We start from the raw sequence: 5,314 nt of genomic DNA, 5'->3' as shown, positions 1-5,314 counted from the left end.
TTTGGAGATGCATGTCGAATCGGCGTGCGCCGGTCGAAAGAAGCGTTGTGTTGTGCCATGAAAGAGGGCCTGCGCCTAGCCTAAAGTGGCTGCGTGCAAGCTGTTGATAACATAAGAAATTTCGGGCTTTTTTCAAGGCGCCCGAAGGGCTTCGCGAAGGCAGGTTTTCAGGCGCCGAAAACGGGCTGTTGTGGCCTCAGCCGCGCGGCCGGATTCGGCCGTTTTCGACGCTGAAAATTTCCGAACCTGCGCCGATCGCCACGAACGCCGCGGGGTCAGCGCCGGTCATCCAGACCTGCGCGCCGAGCTTCTCCAATTCGCCGAACAAAGCCGCGCGCCGGTCGGGGTCGAGATGCGCCACGACCTCGTCGAGCAGCAGCAGCGGTGTGATCGTGGTCATCTCGGCGACGAGCTGCGCATGCGCCAGCACCAGGCCGATCAGCAGCGCCTTTTGTTCGCCGGTCGAGGCGTCGCGGGCCGGCATCGATTTGGGCGCGTAGATCACTTCGAGGTCGGTGAGGTGGGGGCCGTCGAGCGTCCGGCCGGCGGCCGCGTCGCGCGGACGACTGTCGCGTAGAATCGTGCGGTAGCGATCCTCGACCGCGGTGGCGGGCTCGGTCAGCAGCGCATTCTCCATCCAGCCGTCGAGCATGATGCGGGCCTGCGGAAACGCCGAGCTCGCGCCACGCGCGTCCAGCATCGCCACCAGACGCGCCGCGGTCTGGCCGCGCTGGGCGGCGACCGCGATCGCGAGCTCGGCGGTCTCGCGCTCGATCGCGTCGAGCCAGTGCGAGTCGGCGTTGCGATAATCCTCGAGCAGGCGATTGCGCGAACGCAGGCTGCGGTCGAGCGCCGAGACGCGGGCCGAATGCTGGCTGTCGATCGCCAGCACCAGGCGGTCGAAGAACCGCCGCCGCTCTGACGCCGCGCCCATGAACAGCGCGTCCATCGCCGGCGTCAGCCACACCATGCGCAGATGATCGCCGAATGCTGCGGCCGAGCCGACCGGCTCGCGGTCGATCCGGCAGCGCCGCGTTGTCGTTGCGTCTCCCTGCGGCGGTTCGATGCCGGTGCCGAGCGTGGCGAGGCCTAATGCGCCCTCGACCTCGGCCGACACCGCCCAGGAGCCGTCGCCTTCATTGTCGGCGACGTCACCGAGCGTGGCGCGGCGCAGGCCGCGGCCCGGGGAGAGGAAGGAGATGGCTTCGATGCAGTTGGTCTTGCCGGCGCCGTTGGGGCCGACCAGCACGACGCGGTCGGCCTGCGTCGACAGCGCGGCCGTGCGATAATTGCGGAAGTGCGTCAGTGTCAGGCGGGTGATGCGGGAGGGCGTCATCTCGCCCTCTCCCTAACGCGATTCCAGCCGAAGAGATATCGCCCGCAGCGGCCCGGTGGACGCTCGGCTCAGCCGCCGAGCGCGACCGGGCGGAACGCCTGCAGCAGCCGCTGATCGATCTTGGGGCCCATCGCTTCCAGCGCGGCGAAGGCCGCCAGCGGCGGCAATGGCGTGTGATTCTTGCGCTTGGCGACCAGCGCCGCGAACTGGTCGACGATCGTGGTGATACGCACGATGTCGGAGATCTGATCGCCGCGCAGGCCCTGCGGATAGCCGGAGCCGTCGAGCATCTCGTGATGATGCAGCACGACGTCCAGCGTCTCGCGCGGGAAGCTGCCTTCGGCGGCGAGTGCGTAGTGGCCGAGCCGTGGATGCATGCGGAACTGGCGGAGCTGGTCGCCGTGCAGGCTGTCGATGTTGTCGAGCACGGCCGTATCGACATAGGCCTTGCCCACGTCATAGAGCAGCGCCGCGCGGGTCAGCCGGCGCTGATCCTCTTCGCGCATGCCGAGATGCTGGGCGAACGCCACCGCGAAGCCGGTGGCGTAGAGGCACAGCCGGTAGCTCTCGTTGTGATGCCGGCCAACGGCGGTCAGCCAGTCCTTGAGCGAGGTGCGCTTGATAGCCTTGAGGATCGAGCCCTCGGCCTGCATCACGTCGCGAAAGCTGATCGGTTTGCCGGCGGGCAGTCGTTCGAACATCTTGATCAGCACCGCGTGTGCGGCGGCGACGCCCTCGTCCAGCGCCTGCGCTTTGGCGGTGGCGGGATCTTCGGTCGGATCCGGAAATGCCGCGCGGATGCGGTGGAGCAGATCGGCTGCATCGAACGGGCGTGCGATCGTATCAGTGGCGCCGAGGGCCCAGGCCTGCATCGAGCCGTGGTGCAACTCGTCGGCAATCACGAACAGCCGCGGCATCGGCTGGTAGCCGCCGCCGAGCAGCTTGCGACGCACTGTCTGGACGCTTTCGGCCGAACGCAGATTGATGTCGACAACGACGCCCGACAATTCGCGCGACGGCACGTCCGGCAGATGCGGAGCCGGGACAGTTTCAACCTCGGCGATGTGTGACAGGATGCCGACGATGTCCAGACTGCGATCCATCCGATCGGATGCGAGCAGCAGTCGTCGGCGGGGCTCGGGTCGAGCGGCAGGCTGACTGGCAAGAGCGTTCATCGTTGTACCGGTGCGGGTGACCAAGGGTTGGAACTCGCATAACGGATTATTCGGTTCAGCCGCCTTAACGGGCGTCGTTAACCTGCGATGTATTTATCCGTATAATTTGATAGAGTTGCCGCAGCGCACACGTCAGCCCCCGCGAAACGCGAGGACGAAGAAGCCAAGTCACGCGGTGGTCGCCCAACTGGCGCGGGAGGTATCGTAGCCATGGTCGCAGCAAAGGACTGTCCAATATCGGACTGCTCGGGTTTTCCCCAGTATCGCCCAAGGACTTTGGCGTCGGCTGCGCAGGCGAAGATGCTGCGCGCGATCACGGTCTGCGCCACTCTGATGCTGGCTGGTACGGTGCCGGCCGCAGCGCAGCAGCCCGGCATCACGATCTCGCCGCCGTTCACCGCGACTTTGTCCAATACGACGCCGCTGGTGTTCGGCATGACCGTCGAACAGGCCGCGCAGGCGCTGCGTACGCCGCTGCACTATCTGCGCGGCCGCCGCGGCGACGAAATGTTCCTGACCTATCGACACGCCGGGGGCAGCGGCTTCTTCCCCCGCGGCGACCGGCTGTTCTTGCAGTTTCGCAACTTCCGCCTCACCGGCTGGAAGGGCGACTGGGGCAGCAGCTGGATGTGGCCATAGGCGTTCGGGCCGGCCGCGCGGGCGCTGCGGCTCAATCCCGACGTAGATCACCTCAAGTTCCTCCGCAACGAAAAGGACCTACCGGGGACAGGACGTCACGCTCAAAGCAAGCGAAGATTCGGAACTGGGCGCTTACCGCGCCGAACCGGCTGGCAAGCCCGACGCCGCGATCGTCGTCATCCAGGAGATATTCGGCGTCAATCATCACATCCGCGCGGTGTGCGATCGCATCGCCGCGCAAGGCTATGCGGCGATCGCTCCGTCGATCTTCGATCGCAGCGAACGCAAATTCCAGAGCGGCTATTCGCCCGAGGAAGTCGCGGTGGCGCGAAAATTCGTCGCCGCTCCGGACTGGGACGCGATGCTGCGTGATTCCCAGGCGGCGATCGATGCGGTCAAGGATGTCGGCCCGGTCGGCATTGTCGGCTTCTGTCTCGGCGGCAGCGTCGCTTATGCGGCGGCCACCAAGCTCACCGGATTGAAGGCGGCGGTTGGTTTCTACGGCGGCGCCGTGGTCCGCTTCGCCGACGACAAACCGCAGGTGCCCGTGCAATTGCATTTCGGCGAGAAGGATTCGGGGATTCCGCTCAGCGATGTCGAGATCATTCGCAGCAAGCGGCCCGACGTGAAGATCTACGTCTATCCGGGCGCGCAGCACGGTTTCTCCTGCGACGAGCGCGCGAGCTTCGACAAGCCGAGCTCCGATCTCGCCTGGCAGCGAACGCTCGATTTCTTCGCCGAGCGGCTGTCGCACGGCACCGCGTCGAAGGGGTCGTCTGATTAGTTTGAGCGTTGGCTAGGTGAGTATCGAATTGCGTCGCGCGGCTTCGTCCGCGCGACGTAGATCGCCGAGCGGCTCAGAACCAGCGCTCGCTGACCATCACCGTGTCGCCGGGGCTGATCGGAGTGCCGAGCGGCACCACGGCGCGCACTGCCGCGTCGCCTTCGGGATGCGTCAACGTCACCTGATCGCGCCGCGCGCGCGGCGTGAAGCCGCCGGCGATCGCCACCGCGCTTTCGACGCTCATATTCGGCACATAGGGATACTGGCCGGGCGCGGCGACTTCACCGAGGATGAAGAACGGCCGATAGGACTCGATTTCGACCGCGACCGACGGTTCACGGATGAAGCCGTTGCGCAGGCGCGCCGTGATCGCGGCGGCGAGTCCCGAGGTCGTCTTGCCACCTGCCGGCACGGCGCCGATCAGCGGCATGGTGATCGAGCCGGAGGCATCGATCGCATAAGTGTTGGTGAGTCCTTCCTGGCCGAAGACGACGACACGCAGCCGGTCACCGGCGCCGAGCCGGTAGGTCGGCTCCGCGCTCACCGCCGCATAGGCGGTCGCCGCCGGACCGGGGCCCGCATAACCGCCATAGGCCATCGAATCCAGGCTCGGCTGTGCGATCGCCACCGGGCCTGGGCGCCGCATGCAGCCGCCGAGCGCGAGCCCGGCCATCGCCGCGATCATCGACCAACGTAACGCGCTCACCCACCGCACCGGAGCAGTCCTCTTCGAAAAGATGCTCCGATTCATGCACTGTTAGGGTTAACAAAGGTTGTATGCGCGGTGTGGTGAACACGTCAGGTGGTTCCCTCCCGCAGTTTTCGCGGCGGGAGGGAAGGATGGTCAGGCGGTGACGCCGACCCCGACCGGGCACGACACGCCGGTGCCGCCGAGCCCGCAATAGCCGCCGGGATTCTTGGCGAGATATTGCTGATGATAGTCCTCGGCATAGTAAAACGCGCCGGACGGCGCGATCTCGGTGGTGATCGGCCCGAAGCCCTTGGCCTTCAGCGCTGCCGCATAGGCGTCGCGCGACGCCTGCGCGGCGCGAAGCTGGGCATCGTCGAAGGTGTAGACGGCCGAGCGATATTGCGTGCCGACATCGTTGCCCTGGCGCATGCCCTGGGTCGGGTCGTGGCTTTCCCAGAATGTCGCCAGCAGCGTCTCGTAGGAGATCTGGGCCGGGTCGAACACCACCAGCACGACTTCGGTGTGGCCGGTGCGGCCGGAGCACACTTCCTCATAGGCCGGGTTGGGCGTGAAGCCACCCGCATAGCCAACTGCCGTCGAGTAGACGCCGTCGCCGAGCTGCCAGAATTTGCGCTCGGCACCCCAGAAGCAGCCCAATCCCGAACACCGCCCTGTTGCAGCCCGGCCGG

Annotated in this window: 5 protein-coding genes and 1 pseudogene; 2 read left to right on the top strand and 4 right to left on the bottom strand. The window is 66.3% G+C overall.

Going from position 1 to position 5,314, the window contains the following annotated elements; genetic code table 11:
• Positions 1–196 precede the first annotated feature (196 nt).
• On the bottom strand, positions 197–1,336 hold the full coding sequence (gene recF, locus I5M_RS07530) for a DNA replication/repair protein RecF (protein WP_022720838.1): 1,140 nt from the start codon (positions 1,334–1,336) through the stop codon (positions 197–199).
• 68 nt (positions 1,337–1,404) lie between these two features.
• Entirely contained in the window at positions 1,405–2,511 is a 1,107-nt protein-coding gene (locus I5M_RS07525; RefSeq protein ID WP_022720837.1) for an HD-GYP domain-containing protein, read from the bottom strand.
• A gap of 300 nt (positions 2,512–2,811) precedes the next feature.
• Between I5M_RS07525 and I5M_RS07520 the strand changes: the two genes are divergently transcribed.
• Entirely contained in the window at positions 2,812–3,150 is a 339-nt protein-coding gene (locus I5M_RS07520) for a hypothetical protein (protein ID WP_031335768.1), read from the top strand.
• A gap of 46 nt (positions 3,151–3,196) precedes the next feature.
• On the top strand, positions 3,197–3,934 hold the full coding sequence (locus I5M_RS07510; protein WP_051048680.1) for a dienelactone hydrolase family protein: 738 nt from the start codon (positions 3,197–3,199) through the stop codon (positions 3,932–3,934).
• Positions 3,935–4,007: 73 nt separating this feature from the next.
• On the opposite strand, the gene I5M_RS07505 is transcribed toward I5M_RS07510, so the two are convergent.
• Both I5M_RS07505 and msrA read right to left on the bottom strand, forming a co-directional pair.
• A complete protein-coding gene (locus I5M_RS07505; RefSeq protein ID WP_022720834.1) occupies positions 4,008–4,619 on the bottom strand; it encodes a polysaccharide biosynthesis/export family protein in 612 nt (203 codons plus the stop codon).
• 159 nt (positions 4,620–4,778) lie between these two features.
• A pseudogene (gene msrA, locus I5M_RS29315) lies at positions 4,779–5,314 on the bottom strand (peptide-methionine (S)-S-oxide reductase MsrA); the annotation flags it as partial.

This window comes from Rhodopseudomonas sp. B29, from assembly GCF_000333455.1.
Lineage (GTDB): Bacteria > Pseudomonadota > Alphaproteobacteria > Rhizobiales > Xanthobacteraceae > Rhodopseudomonas.
Note: the sequence above shows the minus strand (reverse complement) of the source record. Positions and strands in the feature narration are given on the sequence as shown.